We start from the raw sequence: 20,283 nt of genomic DNA, 5'->3' as shown, positions 1-20,283 counted from the left end.
CCACCTGAGTGGGCGTCGGGCGGCGGTCAGGAGGCGGCGAGGACCTCGTCGCCGATGAGGGAGATCTGGTCCGCACCGACCTCGACGGCGCTCATGTAGTGGCGCAGCCAGGAACGCAGCCCGTCCGGCGTTCCGGTCGCGAAGGCGCCGGCCGCGCCGACGTACTCGGGTTCGCGCTCCTGGTGGCCGACGTCGACGGCGACCAGCCCACGCGGGTCGAAACCGGTCGAGATCAGCACCAACCGGGCGGCGGCCCGGGCCACCACCCCGGACGGGCCGGCGAACGGTCGCAGGTTCAGCAGCTCACCGTGCACCACCGCGGCCAGCACCAGCGGCGACACCTGCGTGCCACCGGCGACCAGCCCGGCCAGCCCGTCCAGGCGCGCCGCGACCACCGGATCGGCCACCGGCCGGCCCAGTTCCGCTTCGTCGACGACGTCCCGGGCGGCGAGGACGTGCAGCCGGGCGAGGACCTGGCGGGGGGCCTTCGGCCAGAGTTCACTCAGCCCGGGCAGCGCCCCGGCCACCCGCAGCGCGCCCTGGAGCACCGGATCGGTGACCGTGCCGGCGCGTACCTCCTCCCGCTCGTGCGCCCGGCCCTCCAGCGCAGCGCTGGCCACGGCGCTGCGCAGGCTGACCTCGGCGGCGACCGGGCCGCCGTGGCGGCGCAGCGCGCGGTGCCGGTGGGCCAGGTCGACCCGGTCGCGGGCCCGCTCGACGGCGGGCGCGATGTCGGCGAGCGCGAGCAGCGGGGCGAGCGGATCGGTGGTCACCCAGCCACGCTATCCACCCCACCACCCGGCCGACCCACCACCCACTCCCGCACGCCGCCGAGTCGGCGCGTGAGAGGGGAGCCCTTCTCTACCGGAGGCGTTAATAAGGTGCCCTTCCTTACAACTCGGCGCGCGGCGAGGGCCGCTGGGCGCGGTGTCGGAACAGGCTGTCGCGGGGTGGCTGCCGCGCGACTAACCTCAGCGGCGTACGAGACGCAGGTCACGCGACGAAGGAGCACGCATGAGCGAGGCATTGGCCAACTTGCTGAACGAGACGCGCCAGTTCCCGCCGCCGGCCGAGCTCGCCGCCAACGCCAACGTCAAGGCCGACGCGTACGCCGAGGCGGAGCTCGACCAGGTCGGCTTCTGGGAGCGCCAGGCCGACCGGCTGACCTGGGCTAAGAAGTGGGACCGGGTGCTCGACTGGTCGAACGCCCCGTTCGCGAAGTGGTTCGTGGGCGGGCAGCTCAACGTGGCGTACAACTGCCTGGACCGGCACGTGGAGGCCGGCCGGGGCGACAAGGTGGCGATCCACTGGGTGGGCGAGCCGGGCGACACCCGCACCATCACCTACGCCGACCTGCACAAGCTCACCTGCCAGGCGGCGAACGCGCTGACCGACCTGGGTGTCGTCGCCGGCGACCGGGTGGCGATCTACCTGCCGATGATCCCCGAGGCGGCGGCGGCGATGCTGGCCTGCGCCCGGATCGGCGCCACGCACAGCGTGGTCTTCGGCGGTTTCTCCGCCGACGCGCTGACCAACCGGATCCAGGACGCCACGGCCAAGGTGGTGATCACCGCGGACGGTGGCTTCCGGCGGGGCAAGCCGTCGGCACTCAAGCCGACCGTCGACGAGGCGGTGGCGAACTGCCCGTCGGTGGAGCACGTGCTGGTCGTCCGCCGCACCGGCGAGGACGTCGCCTGGTCCGCGAAGGACCACTGGTGGCACGAGACGGTGGAGACCGCCTCCCCGGCGCACACCGCGCAGCCGTTCGACGCCGAGCACCCGCTGTACATCCTCTACACGAGCGGCACCACGGCCCGCCCGAAGGGCATCCTGCACACCACCGGCGGCTACCTGACCCAGGTGTCGTACACCGCGCACGCCGTCTTCGACCTCAAGCCGGAGACCGACGTCTACTGGTGCACCGCCGACATCGGCTGGGTCACCGGCCACTCCTACATCGTCTACGGCCCGCTCTCCAACGGCGCCACGCAGGTGATGTACGAGGGCACGCCGGACACCCCGCACAAGGGCCGGTTCTGGGAGATCGTCGACGAGTACAAGGTCACCATCCTGTACACCGCGCCGACCCTGATCCGCACCATGATGAAGTGGGGTGAGGACATTCCGGCCGGGTACGACCTGTCCTCGCTGCGGCTGCTGGGCAGCGTCGGCGAACCGATCAACCCGGAGGCGTGGATCTGGTACCGCCAGCACATCGGCCGGGGCGAGCTGCCGGTCGTGGACACCTGGTGGCAGACCGAGACCGGCGCGATCATGATCTCGCCGCTGCCGGGGGTCACCGAGGCCAAGCCGGGTTCGGCGATGACCCCGCTGCCGGGCATCGCCGCCGACGTGGTGGACGACCAGGGCCAGTCGGTGCCGAACGGCGGTGGCGGCTACCTGGTGCTCAGGGAGCCGTGGCCGTCAATGCTCCGTACCATCTGGGGCGACGACAACCGGTTCATCGAGACGTACTGGTCGCGGTTCGGCGCGGGCACGACCGGCGGGCAGGGCGAGTGGGTCTACTTCGCCGGTGACGGGGCGAAGAAGGACGATGACGGGCACATCTGGCTGCTCGGGCGGGTCGACGACGTGATGCTGGTGTCCGGGCACAACATCTCCACCACCGAGGTGGAGTCCGCCCTGGTCAGCCACCCGTCGGTGGCGGAGGCGGCGGTGGTCGGCGCGACCGACCCGACCACCGGCCAGGCGATCGTGGCGTTCGCCATTCCGCGCGGCAACGCGGACACCTCCGGCGCGGCCGGCGAGCAGCTCATCGCCGACCTGCGCAACCACGTGGCGAAGACGCTCGGCCCGATCGCCAAGCCGCGGCAGATCATGCTGGTACCCGAGCTGCCGAAGACCCGCTCCGGCAAGATCATGCGCCGGCTGCTGCGGGACGTCGCGGAGCACCGCTCGCTCGGCGACGTCACCACTCTGCAGGACTCCTCGGTGATGGAGCTGATCTCCGCCGGCATCGGTGGCGGTAAGTCCGACGAGGACTGACGTGCGCTCGTGACGCAGCGTGGGTGACGGCCCGGGTGGGCCGTCACCCACCGTTGTTTTTCGCCACCAAGGTCGGAAGTTCGGTGGAGGCGGGACAGGCTGAACGGCCAGAGGGACAACCCACCCCTGTCGGCGAAGGCCGTTGTCCTTTAGGTTCAGCGACATCGGACGGTTGATGATCTTCGCTACGGCGTTAACCGTCCGTTTCGCCTACCATGCCGACGAACGGAGTGGCATGCACACGTTTCCACAATCCGGGCCGCGCAGACGCCTACTCGCCGCGCTGCCCGCCATCGCCCTCGCGGCCACGTCACTGACCGTGACGGGCAGCGCGGCCGCCCAGGCGTCCGGTCCAGCACCGGCCACGATCGGGGCGGACGAGTACTACATCAACTACGCCGAGCCCGAGGTACAACCGGACGGCGGCAAAGAGGTCAAGGGCAAGGACGGCATCTTCACCTCGCCGGCCGACGAGGCCCGGGCCTACGACCGCAAGTACGCCGGCGGCAACCCGGCCACCGCGCGGGAACTGGCCAAGCTCGAGGCCAAGGCGATCAAGACGGGCCAGAGCCCCCGCAAGATCAAGCAGGCCAAGAGCACCCAGACCGCCAAGCTGCTCACCCTGCTGGTGGAGTTCAACGACCAGGCCAACGACGACTTCTCCAACGTCATGGTCCCCAACACGGTCTTCGACGACCGCACCTGCGTCCCCGGCACCGTCCAGAACGGCCCGACGCACAACAACATCGCCGACCCGGCCACGCTGTCCCACGAGGACAACAACTCGATGTGGGTGCCGGACTTCTCGTCGGCGCACTACAACAAGATGCTCTACACCAAGGAGGGCATCACCGAGCGGGTCCGGAAGGACCTGACCGGGCCGGACGGCAAGCCGGGTGTCAGCCTGGCCGGCCGGACCATGCACAACATGTACCTGGAGATGTCCAAGGGCGCGTACACGGTCGACGGGCAGGCCAGCCCGTGGATCAAGCTGCCCCACTCGGAGGCCTGGTACGGCGCCAACCGCTGCACCCGCGACGAGAACGGCAACTGGGTGCCCGGGCGTGAGCAGTCCATGAACGGCCACCCGGACAACCCGCTGGGTGCCGCGCGGCTCGCCACCGACGCGATCGACGCGCTGGCCAAGATGGACCCGAACTTCCCCTGGGCCGACTACGACATCGAGGACCAGAGCGACCGGGACGGCGACGGCAACTACAACGAGCCGGACGGCGTCATCGACCACCTGGTGCTGGTGCACGCCGGCAAGGGCAAGTCCAGCGGCGGCGGTGACCAGGGCGTCTACGCGATCTGGGCGCACTCCTCCTCGGTGGCCGGTGGCTACACCATCCCCGGCACCAACCTGAAGGTGTCGAACTACATCGTGCAGCCGGAGGACGCCGGCGTCGGCGTGTTCTCCCACGAGTTCGGCCACGACCTCGGCCTGCCGGACCTCTACGACACCTCGGGCAACGCCGACTCGGACGTCGACTTCTGGGACCTGATGGCCTCGGGCTCACACTCCGGCGAGATCTTCCAGGCGATGCCCACCCACATGGGCATCTGGGACAAGTGGGTGCTCGGCTGGGCCGACCCGCTGACCTTCAAGCCGGGTAGCAACGGGCACGCGGTGCAGCTCGGCCAGACCTCGCGTACGCCGGTCGGCACCGAGGACGGCATCAAGATCGACCTGCCGGACAAGGTGGTCAAGCTGGCGGACCCGCACAGCGGCACGAACATGTGGTACAGCGGCGCCGACCAGAGCTGGGCCGACATCAAGCTCAGCCGCGAGGTGACCGTGCCGGCGGCGGCCGACGCCAAGTTCTGGATGTGGAACAACTACATCATCGAGCAGGACTGGGACATGGGCTTCGTCGAGGTCTCCACCGACGGCGGCGCCACCTGGACCGAGCAGAAGGTGTACGACGAGGCCGGCAAGCTGGTCTCCACCAACGACGGCTACTCCGACCCGAACGGGCGGATGGCCGACTACGGCGGCAAGAAGTACGGCCTGACCGGCACCACCAACGGCTGGCGGCACGACTACGTCGACCTGTCGGCGTACGCCGGCAAGACGGTGCAGGTGCGGCTGCGCTCCGCCACGGACGCGGCGTTCGAGGAGCGCGGCTGGTTCGCCGACGACTTCTCGGTCACCGGCGGTGGGGCCACCACCTGGAGCGACGACGTCGAGGGCGGCGCGAACGGCTGGACCCAGAGCGGCGGCACCTGGACCGACACCACGGGCGCGGGCTGGCACAACGACCCGGGCACCCAGGTCAAGGCGCAGTACTACCTGGCCGAGTGGCGCAACTTCGACGGCTTCGACGCCGGCCTGAAGTACACCTACGACACGACCTACTCGCACGACGCGTGGAAGGTCGAGAAGGTCGCGTACAACGCCCCGGGCATGCTGGTCTGGTACCGGGACACCATGCTGGGCAACGTCAACCACGTCACCGGTCAGATGACCGCGCTGCCGAGCTACGGCGCCAAGGGTGGCCTGCTCATCGTCGACTCGCACTTCGACCCGCTGCGCCGTACGGGCGCGGCGGCCGCCAAGGACACGTCGACGCTGAAGAACCTGCCCAGCCGTCCGCAGTCGTCCAACGCGGCCTTCTCGCTGAACCCGACGTACCCGTTCCGGGAGTGCGTGGAGGCGGCGAACGAGCCGTACAGCGAGTACTGCAGCAACTACGGCGCCCAGGCTCCGGTGTCCGTCTTCACCGACGCCAAGGGCTGGTACCCGGGCATCGAGATCCGCGACGGCGCGGCGTACGCCCGGGACAACGACGCCTCGGTGGTGCTTCCGTCGAGGGAGAACGCGCCGTACACCACCCGCGTGGTGAACCCCGACGGCACGCCGGCGGCGGAGTACTACGGGGCGACCCTGAGCGGTGGGGCGATCGTGCTCGGCACCGGCAACCCCGGTGACGCGGGCGTCGCCTACGGCGTCTCGATCACCATCAAGCGGGCCGCCAAGGACAACTCGTACGCCACGGTCTTCGTGACCCCGGCAAAGCGGTGACCTGACCCGCCACGGCGGATCGGGCAAACCCGGCGGGGCCCGTCCTGGAGCGCACTGCTCCGGACGGGCCCCGTCGTTCTTCTCCGTCCGGAATGGCATTTGGGGTCGAGGCGTGACATTTCTGGGCTTCCCGGCGCTGCCCTGGGGGATGCCCGAAACCATTGTCACGCAGGGTGACCGTTGCCAAAACGTAACGTGAATCGCCATTGGATCAGTGGGGGATCTGATCCGGATTTGGCCGGATATGAAGGGCGCCTGAACCGGCAATTGGCCGGTGACAAGGATCCATGCCTCTGCCATTGTGAGTGACGCACAGCATGACAGTGATGGCTATAGCTATCCCTGTCGTGTAACAGATCCACAAAGGAGGAACCTTTGAGGAGACGAGTCACCGCAGGCTTGGCCGCGGCCACGGCCGCGCTGCTGGCGGCCAGTGCCGTCACGACGCCGGCGTCCGCCGCGCCGGCGGCCGAGCCGACCGCTGGCGTCGAGAAGGCGAAGCACGGCAAGGACAACCTCCCGGACCCGAAGGCGGACCAGCATCGGGAGGTCCGAAAGCAGGCCGTCGCGGACCTGCTGACGGGCAAGGCCAAGCTTCAGACGCGCAACGGCTCGAAGGTCATCCAGGTAAAGGACGACCTGTTCGTCGAGTACCAGCAGGCGCCGAAGGTCGACAAGGTCTTCACCATCCTGGTGGAGTTCGGGGACAAGACGGACCCGCGGACCGCCGGCACCCCCGGACCGGTCCGCAACCAGATCCCCGAGCCCGACCGCAACTGGGACGGCGACGCCACCGACGACAACAGCACCCTGTGGCGTCCCGACTTCGGCCGCGACCACTACCTGGACATGTTCTTCGGTGAGGGCGAGTCGTTCCGGGACTTCTACCTGCAGCAGTCCGGCGGCCGCTACACCGTCGACGGTGACGTCACGGCCTGGGCGAAGCTCCCCTACAACGAGGCCCGGTACGGCAGCAACGCCATCCCGGAGTCCGACGGGTACTGGAACCTCGTCAAGGACAGCGTCACCGCCTGGTACAACTCCGAGATCGCGGCGGGCAAGACCCCGCAGCAGCTCAAGGACTACCTGGCCCAGTTCGACCAGTGGGACCGGTACGACTACGACGGCGACGGCGACTTCAACGAGCCCGACGGCTACATCGATCACTTCCAGATCGTGCACGCCGGCGAGGGGGAGGAGGCCGGCGGCGGCGCCGAGGGCGAGGACGCCATCTGGTCGCACCGCTGGGCCGCGTTCCCGAACCTGGCCGGCACCGCCGGTCCGGGCGCGAACAAGGCCGGCGGCGTGGGCATCGGCGACACCGGTTTCTGGGTCCGGGACTACACCACCGAGCCGGAGAACGGCGGCCTGGGTGTCTTCACCCACGAGTACGGCCACGACCTCGGCCTGCCGGACCTGTACGACACCGCGGGCGGCGACAACGGAGTCGGCTTCTGGAGCCTGATGTCCTCGGGTTCGTGGCTGAGCCACGGCACCGACGACATCGGTTCGACCCCGGGCTACATGGACCCGTGGTCGAAGCTCTTCCTCGGCTGGCTGAACTACTCGACGGTCGACTACGGCACGGGCACCACCCAGGTGACCCTGGGTCCGGCCGGTGACAGCGACGGGCCGAAGGCCCAGGCGGTCGTGGTGAACCTGCCCGCGACGACCCAGACCACGAAGTACAACACGCCGTTCGGCGGGTCGTACGAGTGGTGGGGCGGCAGCGCGGACAACCTGAACACGACCCTGACCCGGCAGCTGGACCTGACCGGCGCGACCACCGCGTCGATCACGGCGAAGGCGCAGTACGACACGGAAGAGGACTACGACTTCTTCTACGCCGAGGTCTCCACCAACGGTGGGGCGACCTGGACGCAGCTGGGCAACTCGCTCATCGACCGGGGTGAGACCGGGATCGACGGTTCCACCAACGGCAACTGGGTCGACCTGACCTACGACCTGTCCGCCTTCGCCGGGCAGACCGTGCAGTTCCGGTACCGGTACGCCACCGACGGCGGCGTGCACTTCGCCGGTCTCTTCCTGGACGACATCTCGCTGGTCAAGAACGGTTCGGCCGTCTGGACCGACAACGCGGAGACGCAGGACGCCGCGTGGACGGCCAAGGGCTGGACCCGGATGAGCGGCTCGGTGACCGACGCCTACCCCCGCTACTACATCGCCGAGAACCGGACCTACGTCGGCTACGACGACACGCTGCGGACCGGTGGGTACAACTTCGGCTGGGGCAACACCCGACCGAACTTCGTCGAGCGGTTCTCGAACCAGCCCGGCCTGCTCGTCTGGTACGTGAACTACGCGTACGGCGACAACAACACGTCGAAGCACCCGGGCTACGGCCTGAACCTGCCGGTCGACGTCCGTCCGGACGCGATCACCATCGGCTCGGGCAACATCACCAACCGGCGCAGCGGCTACGACTCGACGTTCAGCCTCTACACCAAGCCGGCGCAGACGTTCCACCGCAACGGCGTGGCGTTGACCGTGCCGAAGCTCACGCCGAACCCGGTCTTCCACGGCAACAAGGTCGACCGGTACTGGAGCCCCGGCAACCCGCAGAACTCGGTCAAGGTGGCGGGCACCGACACCAAGATCGTGATCCTGCAGCAGGGCACCAACCCGACCGACCCGATGGTCGTGGAGGTCACCAACTGACCGGTTGATCCGCGGTCCGAGAGGGGCCGGTGGCGGCGACGCCACCGGCCCCTCTTCGCGTACCCGGGACGTTCGCGGCGGTGGTGGTGATCGAGCGGTGCGGATGTGACGGCGAGGAGCACCGACCCCAGAAAGTTGCTACAAATCGATGCGTCATCCTTCCCACCGGTCACCGGAATGTCTATCTTCACCAGTGGTCCCACTAGTGGGACGTCTCACCGGCCCGTACCCCCGTTGGGCCGGTTCCCTCACACCGGAGGTACCACGTGCGCAAAGTCGCAGTGGGTCTGCTCGGGCTTTCGCTGACCGCGACGGGACTGGTGGCGGGCACGGCCGCCAGCGCCGCGCCGGCCGCGAAGGTGCCGGCCGCCGCACCGTCGGTGGCCGAGCCCGCCCGGGCCGACCATGACCTGCCGAACCCGCTGGAAGAGAAGCGCCGGGCACTGCGCCAGGAGGGCCTGAGCGAGGTCCTCTCCGGCCGGGCGAAGGCCGAGAAGATCAACGGCAGCACGGTCGTCAAGGTCGGCCAGAAGGCGGCCAAGGGGCCCAAGGCGGGCAAGGCCGCCAAGAGCACCAAGGCCGGCAAGGGCCCGACCCAGGATCAGTACGTCGAGCTGTCGCGCGAGAAGACCGACCACATCTTCGTGATCCTCGCCGAGTTCGGCAACGAGCGGCACCCCGACTACCCGGACCAGGACACCGATCCGAACACCGAGGGTCCGATCCGGTTCGACGGGCCGCTCCGCAACGAGATTCCTCAGCCCAACCGCGCGGTGGACAACTCCACCGTCTGGCAGCCGGACTACAACGCCGACCACTACCGCAAGCTGTACTTCGGCACCGGCCCCGGCGACGAGTCGCTGAAGCAGTACTACGAGGCGCAGTCCTCGGGCCGCTACAGCGTCGACGGAGAGGTCACCAACTGGGTCAAGGTGCGGTACAACGAGGCACGCTACGGCCGCTCCGACGGCTTCCCGTGCGCCTCGACCATCTGCACCAACACCTGGGAGCTGGTCCGCGACGCCGCCAACCAGTGGGTCGCCGACCAGAAGGCGCAGGGCCGGACGGACGCGCAGATCGCCGCCGACGTGCGGGCGATGGACCAGTGGGACCGGTACGACTACGACGGCGACGGCGACTTCAACGAGCCCGACGGCTACATCGACCACTTCCAGATCGTCCACGCCGGCGGCGACCAGGCCGACGGTGACCCGAACCAGGGTGAGGACGCCATCTGGAGCCACCGCTGGTACGCGTACGCCTCCGACATCGGCAACACGGGCCCGGGCGACAACCCGCTCGGTGGCACCGAGATCGGCAACACCGGCGTCTGGATCGGCGACTACACCATGCAGCCGGAGAACGGTGGCCGCAGCGTCTTCTACCACGAGTACGGCCACGACCTCGGCCTGCCGGACGACTACAACATCAACAACGGCGGGGACAACAACAACGAGCACTGGACCCTGATGGCCCAGAGCCGCCTCGGCGACAAGAACGACGGCGGCATCGGCGAGCGCGGCGGCGACATCGGCGCCTGGAACAAGCTCCAGCTCGGCTGGCTCGACTACGAGGTGGTCAAGGCCGGCCAGAAGCGCACCCTGGAACTGGGCCCGCAGGAGTACAACTCCACCAAGGCCCAGGCCGCCGTGGTGGTGCTCCCGCAGCGGGAGTACACCTTCCAGAACGGCAAGCCGTTCGAGGGCACCAAGCAGTTCTTCTCGGGCAACGCCGATGACCTGAACAACACCATGACGCGGAGCATCGACCTCACCGGGAAGAGCAGCGCCGCGCTCACCATGAAGGGCCGCTACACCATCGAGGAGGACTACGACTACCTCTTCTTCGAGGCGTCCACCGACGGTGGCCAGACCTGGTCGCCTCTGCCGGGCACGGCCAACGGCAAGGCCCTCAAGGAAATCTCGACCGGGCGCTTCGCCCTGGACGGCTCCAGCAACGGGCAGTGGGTCGACGTCAACATCCCGCTGAACTCCCTCGCCGGCAAGGTCGTGCAGTTCCGGCTGCGCTACCAGACCGACGGCGGCCTCTCCGCCGGCGGCTTCTATGGTGACGCGATCACCGTGACCGCCGACGGGCAGACGCTGCTCAGCGACGGTGCCGAGGCGGGCGCCGGCGGCTGGACCCTCAACGGTTGGAGCATCACCGAGGAGACGTACCAGCGGAAGTTCGACAACTACTACATCGCCGGCAACCGGTCCTACGTCTCGTACGACAAGTACCTGAAGACCGGCCCGTACTACTTCGGCTACGGGAACACCCGCCCCGACTACGTGGACCACTACGCGTACCAGGAGGGTCTGCTCATCTCCTACTGGAACCTCCGGTGGCCGGACAACGACACGTTCGACCACCCGGGTGAGGGTCGCAACCTCATCATCGACGCGCACCCTCGGCCGATCTACAACCTGACCGGCAACCCGTGGCGGGCCCGCGTCCAGGTCTACGACGCGCCGTTCAGCCTGAACAAGGCCGACTCGGTCACGCTGCACATCAACGGCCAGGCCCAGTACATCCGGGGCCAGGACGCGCAGCCGGTGTTCAACGACACGAAGCAGTACTGGTACCCGGAACTGCCGAACCACGGCGTCAAGCTGCCGGCCGCCGGCGTCAAGATCACTGTTCAGCAGCAGAAGGGCACCTCGATGAAGGTGAAGTTCTCCTGAACCGCTGACCCGCACGACCACGTACCACCCGATGCCCGGGCAGGTCACCTGCCCGGGCATCGCCCTTCGCGTAACCGGCATTCTGGCCGGCCGATCCCCGAACCGGACCCTCCGGCGGTCTCCCGGAGAATCCCCTGATCCTCGCCACCTACGCGGCAACCGGTGCGCTGCCGGCCCTAGGCTGTGCCACATGACCGACCAGCGAAGCGGACCCGTCGACGAGTCCTGCGTCCTCCCCGACGGGCCGTGGACGCACCGGTTCGTCGGCGCCAACGGGAGCCGCTTCCACGTCGTCGAGGCCGGCACCGGCCCGATGGTGCTCTTCCTCCACGGCTTTCCGGAATACTGGCTGGCCTGGCAGGAACTGCTGCCGGCGGTCGCCGACGCGGGGTTCCGGGCGGTCGCGATGGACCTGCGTGGATACGGCGCGAGCGACAAGCCACCCCGGGGGTACGACGGCTACACCCTCGCCGCCGACGTGGCCGGCCTGATCCGGGCGCTCGGCGAACGGTCGGCGACCCTGGTCGGCTCCGGGGCCGGCGGCCTCATCGCCTGGACCGCGGCCTCGTTCCACCCCAGCCTGGTCCGGCGGCTGGTGGTGCTCGGGGCGCCGCACCCGCTCCGGCTACGGGCCGCCATCTTCGCCGACCCGCGTGGCCAGTTCGCCGCCTCCACCCCGACCCTGAAGTTCCAGCTTCCCCGGTACGAGCACGTGCTGACCCGGGACGACGCGGCCGAGGTCGAGGCGATCCTGCGCCGCTGGGGCGGGCCACGCTGGGTGAACAGCCCCGATTTCGCGGCGTACGCCCGCAGCTGCCGGGAGGCGATGCAGATCCCGCAGGCGGCCTTCTGCGCCCTGGAGGGCTACCGGTGGGCGTTCCGGTCGGTGCTGCGGCTGCACGGCTACCGGTTCGTCAAGCTGATGCAGCGGCCGCTGGTCACGCCGACCCTCCAGCTGCACGGCGCTCTCGACCGCTCGTCCCTGCCGCGTACCGCCCAGGGTTCGGGCCGCTACGTGACCGCCCCGTACGAGTGGCGGCTGCTCGACGGGGTCGGGCACTTCCCGCACGTGGAGGTCCCGGACGTGGTGCTCGGAGAGATCCTCCGCTGGGCGAAGTCCTGACTCACACCCGCTGCTCGCGCAGGTCGACGACCTCGCTCGCCGGCGCCCAGCCCTGATAGACCCCGAAGTCGAAGGCTTCCAGACCCAACGCGCGGGCCACCGGCCACCGGCCGCCGGTGTACTCCACCCGCAGCCAGCCGTCGTGCTCGGCCAGCACGATGAACGGCTGCCCCTGCCAGGTGCAGGTGGTCCGGACGTACGCCAGCTCGTCGACCTGGGCGGCCGGCACCACCCGGACGTGCCGGCCGGGGCGTACCTCCTCGAAGCCCTCGCCCGGTTCGGGCTGGTAGAGCCGGACGTCGTCGCCGTCCGGGCTGGCCTGGTACTCCCGGCCCCGCCAGCGGGCCACGTAGCCGTCGCGGCTCACGGGTCACCCACCTGTCGCCAGAGCAGCGCGTCGGTGTCCAGGGCCGCCACCACCCGGTCGCTGCCGTCCGCGCCGATCCGGCACAGCTGCGCCCCGTGCGGCAGCCGGGCGCTGTCCACCTTGAACTCGGCGACCACGTCGCTGCTCTCCCCCGGCGCGAAACCGTTGCCGCGGAACGGGGGACGCTCGATCACCCAGCCCTCCATCGCCCGCATCGCGGCCTCGTTCTGGCCGCCGTACGGGATGCGGTAGAGGCTCGGCCGGTACGCCGGCCAGCGCAGCACGTAGATCTCCTCGGCGTCCCGGGCGAACAGCGAGTCGGGGTGGCCCAGGCCGAGCGCGTCGTAGAGCTGCGCCGGGGTGCTCAGGTGGGCCAGTTCGCCGGCCCGGTGCACGAAGCCGGACACCCGGTCGTAGCCGCGCTCCAGGTAGTAGGCGAGCTGGCTCGGAGCGAGCGCCTTCTGCATGGTCACCGGCAGGTTCGGGTCGACCGGCGGCGCGGCGGGCCGGGTCACGGAGGTGGGTTCGGCCTCGGCGGGCGGCTGTTCCGGCTCGCCCTCCGGGTCGTCACCGAGCCCCACCTCGGCGGCCCAGTTGGCCAGCGCGAGGACCTGCTCGCCGGGATACTTCGCCCCGACCGGGGTGCCCGGGTTCACCGCGAACGACCAGCTCTCGTCCGGCCAGCGGCGGATGAGCTGGACAAACTTCACCCGTACCGTGTCGACCGGCCCGTCGACGCGGTCGGCCAGCCGCTCCGGCGAGCTGTAGACCACCACGTACGTCTCGCCGTCGAGCTGCTCCGTCCGCCAGACGAAGCCGGGATCGCCGGGGCGGCTGCCAGGCACGGAGTCGGCCGCGACGGGCAGCAGCACCCGGGCCAGCAGCAGGGTGGAGAGGAAGCTGTCGGTGCTGCCGCTGCCCGCCGCGGTGAGCAGTTCCTCCTCGACGCCGTTCGAGGGCACGAAGTCGGGCGGCACCGGCGTCGGCGGTGCCGGCACCGGCGGCTCCGGCTCCGGTCCGGCGCGCACCGCCGGCTCCGGCGCGGCGGACGACGCAGCCGGCGCGGGCGTCTCGACAAGCGGAACCGTCGGCTCGGCCGGCGGCGCGGGCGCCTCGAACAGCGGAACGTTCGGCTCGGCCGGTGGATCGATCGTGATCGGCATGGTGGGGTCGGCGGGGCCGGCCCAGGGCGTGCCCGCCTCGTCGCCGTCGGTCCGGTGCGGCGAGCCGGTCGCGGTCGCCATCGCCGAGGCGGCGGGAAGGGTCGGCACCGTGTACGGCTCGGGCGGCGCGCCGGAGGCCGGGGGGTCCCAGGTCGGCTCCGCGGGCCCGGTGAGGTCCCGGGATTCGATCACGGTGCCCTCGATGACGATCGGCTTGAAACCCCGGTGCGACGGGGGTGGGCCGGACACCGGCTCGGTGATCGACGGGGGCAGATCACCCGTCCCGGCCGGCGCGAAGGCGTTGGCACCCGGGGGAATCGGCTGGGTCCGCTCGTCCGCTCCCGGCCCGTCGCCAGCCACGGGGTGCCGACGGGGCAGTGCCTGGGTCGCCTCCGCGGCCGGGCTCGGGGTGGATCGGAACGGCCAGGCCGTTTCCGGGTGCAACGCCTGGGTGGCCTCTCCGGGATCCGCTCCCGACGGTCGGGTGGGCCGCTCCGGCACCGGCTCGCTCAGCGGGCGGCGGCGCGGAAACGGCTGGCCGCCCTGGCCGAGCCGGGGAGGCGGGACGGCACGCTCACCCGACTGGAGGGCCGGGTCCGGGGAGGGCGAAACGGCACGCTCACCGGCCCGGCGGGGGTCCGGGGTGGGCGTCCGGCGGGACGCGCGGCCCGAGGCGGGTTCGAAGAACGACCGGGCGGGGGGTGGCGCGGGCTCGCCGGTCCGGCCGTTCGCCGAACCGGTACGCCCGGCGTCGGCGAACGGGTCCGACTCGTCCGGACGCCGGCGCAGGTCGTTGAGCCAGCCGGAGAGGCTGTCGGAGCCGGACTCGGGCCGATCACCGGCTGGGCCGGTGGTGCCGCCGCCGGAATCGGTGCGGTGTGGCCGGGCTGGCCAGCCGTCGCGGGCCGGCCCGTCATCCCCGGGACGCTGGTTGGGTGGGGTCGGGTGGTCGATCGCCGGCGCCGGCCGGTGGACCGCCGCTGAACCGACCCGTCCTGCCGCGCGGGGCGCGGCGGGAGGGGCGGCCGGCGCGGGGATCGGCATCGTCGGCGGCTCGTCCCCGGTTGCCGGAGTGCGGCCGCCCGAGCTGGATGGGACCGGTGCGGCCGGGGCCCGACCTGCGAACGCCTCGGGGAGCGACGACGGTGTGGCGGCCCGGCCGGGTGTGCCGGTGCCGGCGCGGAGCCGGGCGGCCGTCTCCACCCGCTCCAGCCGGGCGCGGGCACCCATGGTCCGGCCCGGCAGCCGGACGTCGCCCCGGGAGAGCTGCGCCACGTACCAGGCGGGCAGGTAGCCCTCGATCGGCAGGCCGGGATTGACGGCCAGCCACCACTCGTGGTTCGGCCAGCCGGCGGCCAGGTCCGCGTAGGGGAGGCGGCGGGTGGCACCGGCGTTCTCGCCCAGGCAGGCCCGCAGCGCGGTGACGGAGGTGAAGGCGAGAATGTGCGTCCGGCCCCCGGTGGTCCAGGTGCCCCAGCCCACCGGGGCCTGCCCGGGCGCCTCGGCGGCGACCGGCAGCAGCAGATCGACGCGGGTCAGGACGCGGAAGTAGAGCTGCTGATCCTGCGCATGCAACGCGTCACGCATCGCCACCTCGGCCTCGGTGGCCGGCTCCCATCCGGTCACGGCCACCTCTCCTTCAGCGAACAGGCCACAGGCATCGCCTACAACCTACAAGGTGGTAACAAGATCACAATGGCTGGCCGGCAGTGGTGCGCGGGGCCGCCCGCAGGCCGCTAACATCCTGTTCCGGAGCCGACACGTTACGGAGGCGGTCGATGTCCCGGCCCATCGCGCGACCGGCCCTGGGCCCTGCGTCAAGGGCCCTGGCCGGCCTGGCGGCCGTCCTCACCGCCGTGCCGATCGCCGGTCCGGCGGCGGCCCGGGCGGCGTCGGCCTGCGCCACGCCGCCCGCCCCGGCCCGCCCGGTGGCGGACCAGCCGTGGCCACAGCAACGGTACGCGCCAGACCGCCTCGCCCCGCTCGCCACCGGCGTCGGGGTGACCGTAGCGGTGGTCGACTCCGGGGTGGATCGCACCCATCCGCAGCTGGCCGGGCGGGTGCTCGCCGGCGCCGACTTCCTCGATCCGGGCGGCGACGGCACGCGGGACTGCGCCGGGCACGGCACCGGCGTGGCGAGCATCATCACGGCGACACCCCGGCCGGGAGTGGCGTTCCGGGGACTCGCCCCGGACGTCCGCATCCTGCCGGTACGGGTCAGCGAGCAGCAGGTGGTCGAGGGGCGGGAGTCGGGGCGTACGGTCGGCGCGGCCGACTTCGCCCGGGCCATCCGGTGGGCGGTGGACCACGACGCCGACGTGCTCAACCTCTCCGTCGTGCTGTACGTGGACAACCCCGCGGTCCGGCTCGCGATCGCCTACGCGGTGCGCCACGACGTCGTCGTGGTGGCCGCCGCCGGCAACCTGCACGACAGCGGCAACCCCCGGCCCTACCCGGCCGCGTACGACGGGGTGCTCGGGGTGGGTGCGATCGGCGCGGACGGTGTCCGCTCCACGTTCTCCCAGACCGGCCCGTACGTCGATCTGGTGGCACCCGGCAGCGACGTGCTGATGGCGGCGCCCGGGCAGGGACATCACCGGGCGGAGGGGACGAGCTACGCGACGCCGTTCGTGGCCGCGACCGCCGCGCTGCTGCGGCAGTATCGCCCCGAACTGACCGCCGCCGAGGTGGCCCGGCGGATCGTGGACAGCGCCGACCCGGCCCCGGGGAGCGGAGGCGGGTCCGGTGCCGGGGTGCTGAACCCGTACCGAGCGATCACCGAGTCGGCCGGGCCGGCGGTGGCGCACCCACACCGGGGCGCGGCGCTGCCGGTGGACCGGCCGGACCCGGCGGAGGTGGCGCAGCGGACGCGACGGGCGGCGGCCCGGGACCGGGCACTGCTGGTGGCCGGCGTGACCGGGGCGGCGACCTGCATGGTCGTGCTGCTCGCCGTGGTGCTGCCGCGCGGGGCCCGGCGCCGCTGGCGCCCGGCCGGCCCGGCCTGACCCACGTCACGCGCCACGCGTCCAAGGTCAGCACGACCGTGGGGAGGCCGAGCGTCTCCTCCGGGCGGCTGTGCGGGCCTTGGACGCGGGCGGCGACGACTACTGGAACAGGTTGGCGTTCCGCTTCTCGGTGTCGAGATAGTCGGCGGCGGAGTCCTCCACCGCAAGCTTGATGTCGCGCAGCATGGCCTGCAGGTCCTGCGAGGCGGCCCGCCACCGCGCCTGCCGCTGCTCGTACGCCTGGCGGGCCTCGCCGTCCCAGCTCGCGACCAGCGGCGCGGCGTCCCGTTCGAGCTGCCCGAGCTGGCTGTCGAGCATGTTCAGCGCCTTCTGGATGTCCGCGCCGGCCTGCTGCAGCGCGGCGAAGTTGACGACCAGCACACCGTGGTCCATCGGATCCGTCCTTCCCTGTCAGAGCGGCAGCTGGATGCTGCGATGGGTGCTGGCGACCCGGCCGGCGGCCTCGGTGTCCGAGACGTCGTACTGCGCTCCAGCGGTGCGGATCGCGGTGGCCGTCTCGCGCAGGGCCCGCTGCAGCGCCGCCTGGTCCTGAGCCCACTGTTGCTTCACCTGCTCGAACGAGCGCCCACCGGCGCCTCGCCAGGCCTGCTGCAACACCTCCAACTCGGCCATCAGGCCGCTGAGCATGCTCTGCAACGACTGGTCCACCTGCTCGAACTTCGCGGCGGTCTGCTGCATCACCGCGGCTTCTGCCTGGGTCTGGGACACCCGGGACGTCACCTCGTCTCCTCGGTCGTGGCTGGTCGCCGCAGCGACCGCCAGGGACTCGCCGGGCGCGGATCCGCAAATGGTGGGGTGGGAACGGCGCGCACTCGGCGGAACTCGTCGCTGACGGTAGTCGTCCGACTTCGGTTGTGCTACCCCCTCCGCTCCCCTGTGGACAACGGAAGGCCTACCATGAGCCACGCCAACGTCACGCGGTGAACAGGCGGAGGAGGCGCGGTGACGGCGACCACGACCGGACGGCCGGCACCGGCGCCCGGGCGGCCAGCACAGCGGATCCGTCCCGTGCCGGGCGTACGGGCCGGGCAGGTGGCGGCGGCGCAGGTCGCGGTGGCGCTGCTGGTCGCCGCCGCCGGCCGGGGAGCGGCGGTCACCGTGGCAGCCGCGCTGTCGGCGACACTACTGCTGCCCGCCGCCTGGGTGCGGTTCCGCGGCCGGTGGCTCTACGAGTGGCTGCTGGTGGGGCTGGCGCACCTGACCCACCGGCGCTCCCTGCCGGCGGCCTCCGGGGCAGGCGCGGTGCTGGAGTTGACGGCCCCCGGCGCCACCGTCCGCCCGGTCGACCTCGCCGGCGATCCGGCCGCGGTGGTCGACGACGCCGACGGGATGACCGCGCTGCTGGAGGTCGGTGACCCCGGCGACCTGCTCGGTGACGGCCCGCGGGCCCTGCCCGCGCCGCGGACCCTGCTGCCGCCGGCCGGCGCGGAGAGCCCACCGGTCCGGCTGCAACTGCTGCTCTCCGCCTCCCCCGCCCCGGCGCCGGCCGCCGGGATGGGCACGGTCGGGACGTCGTACCGCCAACTCACCGACGGGCGGCTGGCGGGCCGGGCCCGCGCGGTGCTGGCCGTCCGGGTGCTGCGGGCCGACGGTTGGTCGGACGAGGAACTGCGCCGGGCGCTCTCCGGCGCGGTCCGGCGCATCGTGCGCCGGCTCGGCCCGCTGGCCGGCCGGCCGCTGGGCGGGGCGGCGGCGCTCCGGGTGGTCGCCGAACTGGCCCACCACGACGCCGGCGCGCCGCTCCGCGAGAGTTGGGGGTCGCTGGCGGTGGGCGGGCTGGCGCAGGCCACCTGGCGGCTGCGGCGCTGGCCGGATCCGCGTACCGACGGGGTCCGGCAGCTGGTGCCCCGGCTGCTCGCCCTGCCGGCGACCGCCACCACCGTCGCACTCCGCGTCGGCCCACGCGCCGGAGCCGACACCGCGCCGGTCCCGGCCGAGCTGACCGTACGCCTGGCCGCCGAAACCGCCGTGGAGCTGTCCGCCGCCGAGCGGGCACTGCGCCGGCTCGCCGGCGACCTCGGCGCGGAGATCCGCCGGCTCGACGGCGAGCACCTGGCCGGCCTGGCCGCGACCTTGCCACTGGCCTCGGCGGGGGCCGCGACCACGCCGGCCCCGGCCGAGCTGGACGCGCTGGAACTCAGCCTCGGCGAGTCCGGCCTGATGGTGGGCGCCAACCGGCAGGGCGGCCCGTTGACCGTACGCCTGTTCCGTCCCGGGACGACCCGGCTGCTGCTCGTCGGTGGGGTACGCGCCGCCCAGCTCATGGCGCTGCGGGCGCTGGCGCTGGGGGCCCGGGTGGTGGTGCAGACCAACCGGCCACGGGCGTGGGAGCCGTTCGTACGCGGCGTGGGCCGCCCCGGCGGGGCGGTGCCGCTGATCCCGCCGGGGCGGCCGGTCGGCGGCGCACCGGGTTCACCGCTGCACCCGTTGCTGCTGGTGGTCGACGCCGGGCCGGCGTCGCCCGAGGCGGGGCCGGAGGTGGCCTGGCGATCCGTCCTGGTGGTACGCGACGAGCTCACTCCGGCCGACACGGCCGCGCTGGCCCGGGCCGACCTGGCGATCCTGCAACCGCTCGATCCGGGCGAGGCGGCGCTGGCCGGTGCCGCCCTGGGACTCGGTGGCTCGGCGGAATGGCTGACCCGGATCCGGGACGAGATGGTCGCCGTGGTGAACCGCCGGGCGCTGCGCTGGGCGCTGTTGTCGCCGACGCCGATCGAGTCGCAACTGGTCGGTCGCCCGATCCGCCGCTGAGCCGGCCGCGGTCCGTCGATCTCCGCGGGGTTCCGCAGGTGGACGGAGCGTGGCACGATCCCGGCCATGGATTTCCTGAAAGGCCTTCTGATCAGGCTCGCCTCGACGGCGGTGGCCTTCTGGCTGGCCACTCTGCTCATCCCGGGGATCACCCTGAACGCCGAGACGGTCACCGAGAAGGTGACCACGCTGGTGCTGGTCGCGGCGATCTTCGGGGTGGTCAACGCGGTGCTCCAGCCGATCATCAAGACCGTCGGCTGCGGCTTCTACCTGTTCACCCTCGGCCTGATCGCGCTGGTGGTCAACGGCCTGCTCTTCCTGTTGACGAGCTGGATCGCCGGTCAGGCGGAGCTGCCGTTCCACGTGGACGGCTTCTGGCCGGCCGCGGTGCTGGGCGCGCTCTTCGTCAGCATCGTGACCTGGCTCCTCGGCATGGTCCTCGACCGCGACTGACGACCG

General features: G+C 71.6%; 13 protein-coding genes. 8 read left to right on the top strand and 5 right to left on the bottom strand.

The genetic code is table 11. The annotated features are described in order from the left end of the window. Positions 1-26: 26 nt before the first annotated feature. On the bottom strand, positions 27-773 hold the full coding sequence (locus ACIRG9_RS11820; RefSeq protein ID WP_402853890.1) for an oxidoreductase: 747 nt from the start codon (positions 771-773) through the stop codon (positions 27-29). Between the two features lie 241 nt (positions 774-1,014). Here ACIRG9_RS11820 and acs point away from each other — a divergent pair, with 241 nt between their 5' ends. From acs to ACIRG9_RS11795, 5 genes are all read left to right on the top strand, one after another. Continuing rightward, entirely contained in the window at positions 1,015-3,006 is a 1,992-nt protein-coding gene (acs, locus tag ACIRG9_RS11815; RefSeq protein ID WP_402853887.1) for an acetate--CoA ligase, read from the top strand. Positions 3,007-3,241: 235 nt separating this feature from the next. Then, complete coding sequence (locus ACIRG9_RS11810; protein ID WP_402853884.1) at positions 3,242-6,031, top strand: immune inhibitor A domain-containing protein; 2,790 nt, start codon at positions 3,242-3,244, stop codon at positions 6,029-6,031. A 375-nt stretch (positions 6,032-6,406) separates the two neighbouring features. Next, positions 6,407-8,710, top strand: a complete 2,304-nt coding sequence (locus tag ACIRG9_RS11805) for an immune inhibitor A domain-containing protein (protein ID WP_402853881.1) — start codon at positions 6,407-6,409, stop codon at positions 8,708-8,710. Between the two features lie 281 nt (positions 8,711-8,991). Next, positions 8,992-11,394: an immune inhibitor A domain-containing protein gene (locus ACIRG9_RS11800; RefSeq protein ID WP_402854275.1), complete on the top strand. Its 2,403-nt coding sequence runs from the start codon at positions 8,992-8,994 to the stop codon at positions 11,392-11,394. A 190-nt stretch (positions 11,395-11,584) separates the two neighbouring features. Continuing rightward, positions 11,585-12,517, top strand: a complete 933-nt coding sequence (locus ACIRG9_RS11795; protein WP_402853878.1) for an alpha/beta fold hydrolase — start codon at positions 11,585-11,587, stop codon at positions 12,515-12,517. A gap of 1 nt (position 12,518) precedes the next feature. Here ACIRG9_RS11795 and ACIRG9_RS11790 read toward each other — a convergent pair whose 3' ends face one another. Together ACIRG9_RS11790 and ACIRG9_RS11785 are read right to left on the bottom strand one after the other, a co-directional pair. Then, a complete protein-coding gene (locus ACIRG9_RS11790; protein ID WP_402853875.1) occupies positions 12,519-12,884 on the bottom strand; it encodes a hypothetical protein in 366 nt (121 codons plus the stop codon). After that, positions 12,881-15,634: an SseB family protein gene (locus tag ACIRG9_RS11785; RefSeq protein ID WP_402854272.1), complete on the bottom strand. Its 2,754-nt coding sequence runs from the start codon at positions 15,632-15,634 to the stop codon at positions 12,881-12,883. The genes ACIRG9_RS11790 and ACIRG9_RS11785 overlap by 4 nt, the downstream gene beginning before the upstream one ends. 191 nt (positions 15,635-15,825) lie before the next feature. Between ACIRG9_RS11785 and mycP the strand changes: the two genes are divergently transcribed. Next, positions 15,826-17,052: a type VII secretion-associated serine protease mycosin gene (mycP, locus tag ACIRG9_RS11780; RefSeq protein WP_402853872.1), complete on the top strand. Its 1,227-nt coding sequence runs from the start codon at positions 15,826-15,828 to the stop codon at positions 17,050-17,052. A 99-nt stretch (positions 17,053-17,151) separates the two neighbouring features. On the opposite strand, the gene ACIRG9_RS11775 is transcribed toward mycP, so the two are convergent. Both ACIRG9_RS11775 and ACIRG9_RS11770 read right to left on the bottom strand, forming a co-directional pair. Then, complete coding sequence (locus tag ACIRG9_RS11775) at positions 17,152-17,445, bottom strand: WXG100 family type VII secretion target (protein WP_402853870.1); 294 nt, start codon at positions 17,443-17,445, stop codon at positions 17,152-17,154. A gap of 18 nt (positions 17,446-17,463) precedes the next feature. Next, a complete protein-coding gene (locus ACIRG9_RS11770; RefSeq protein WP_402854270.1) occupies positions 17,464-17,781 on the bottom strand; it encodes a WXG100 family type VII secretion target in 318 nt (105 codons plus the stop codon). 234 nt (positions 17,782-18,015) lie between these two features. Between ACIRG9_RS11770 and eccE the strand changes: the two genes are divergently transcribed. Together eccE and ACIRG9_RS11760 are read left to right on the top strand one after the other, a co-directional pair. Beyond that, positions 18,016-19,824, top strand: a complete 1,809-nt coding sequence (gene eccE, locus ACIRG9_RS11765; protein ID WP_402853867.1) for a type VII secretion protein EccE — start codon at positions 18,016-18,018, stop codon at positions 19,822-19,824. 66 nt (positions 19,825-19,890) lie between these two features. Then, the gene (locus ACIRG9_RS11760; protein ID WP_402853864.1) at positions 19,891-20,277 is read left to right on the top strand and encodes a phage holin family protein; all 387 of its coding nucleotides are present in this window, start codon (positions 19,891-19,893) and stop codon (positions 20,275-20,277) included. The last annotated feature ends 6 nt before the right edge of the window (positions 20,278-20,283 follow it).

Source organism: Micromonospora sp. NPDC093277, from assembly GCF_044765245.1.
Taxonomy (GTDB): Bacteria; Actinomycetota; Actinomycetes; order Mycobacteriales; family Micromonosporaceae; genus Micromonospora.
Note: the sequence above shows the minus strand (reverse complement) of the source record. Positions and strands in the feature narration are given on the sequence as shown.

Coding starts and splice junctions, on each gene's coding strand:
- acs (WP_402853887.1), top strand. CDS start 1,015: ATGAGCGAGGCATTGGCCAACTTGCTGAACGAGACGCGCCAGTTCCCG.
- ACIRG9_RS11810 (WP_402853884.1), top strand. CDS start 3,242: ATGCACACGTTTCCACAATCCGGGCCGCGCAGACGCCTACTCGCCGCG.
- ACIRG9_RS11795 (WP_402853878.1), top strand. CDS start 11,585: ATGACCGACCAGCGAAGCGGACCCGTCGACGAGTCCTGCGTCCTCCCC.
- ACIRG9_RS11785 (WP_402854272.1), bottom strand. CDS start 15,634: ATGCGTGACGCGTTGCATGCGCAGGATCAGCAGCTCTACTTCCGCGTC.
- mycP (WP_402853872.1), top strand. CDS start 15,826: ATGTCCCGGCCCATCGCGCGACCGGCCCTGGGCCCTGCGTCAAGGGCC.
- ACIRG9_RS11775 (WP_402853870.1), bottom strand. CDS start 17,445: ATGGACCACGGTGTGCTGGTCGTCAACTTCGCCGCGCTGCAGCAGGCC.
- ACIRG9_RS11760 (WP_402853864.1), top strand. CDS start 19,891: ATGGATTTCCTGAAAGGCCTTCTGATCAGGCTCGCCTCGACGGCGGTG.